General features: G+C 46.2%; 1 pseudogene. It reads left to right on the top strand.

The window, feature by feature from the left end:
* Positions 1-416, top strand: a pseudogene (locus UF06_RS21570) (NADH:flavin oxidoreductase); the annotation flags it as partial.

The raw sequence follows: 416 nt of genomic DNA, 5'->3' as shown, positions 1-416 counted from the left end.
GAAGATGGCCACATGACGGCAAAGCTTTACGATATTTACGAAGAGCTTGCTAAAGGTGAAGTCGGCCTAATCGTCACAGGTTACGCCAATATCGTTGAAGAAGAAAAGCCCAACGCAGGGATGATGGGTATTTACAACGACTCTTTCATCGAAGAATACAAAAAGCTCACAGAACTGGTTCATCAGTACGATTCTAAAATTGTGATGCAAATTGCTTATGGCGGTACTAAAACCACCTACAACGTCGGTGAGCGCGTGATTTTTGCACCGAGTGATGTGCCTGAGCGCGGCACGAATACTCAAGGCAAAGCGATGACGAAGGATGAAATCGACTACATCGTAAAAGCATTTGCATTAGCGAGTAAACGAGCTCAAGACGCCGGTTTTGACGGTGTTGAGATTCATGCCGCGCACAC

The sequence above is a fragment of the Vibrio sp. S234-5 genome (assembly GCF_000960595.1).
GTDB lineage: Bacteria > Pseudomonadota > Gammaproteobacteria > Enterobacterales > Vibrionaceae > Vibrio.
The sequence above is the reverse complement of the archived record's forward strand: the minus strand, read 5'-3'. Positions and strand labels throughout refer to the sequence as shown.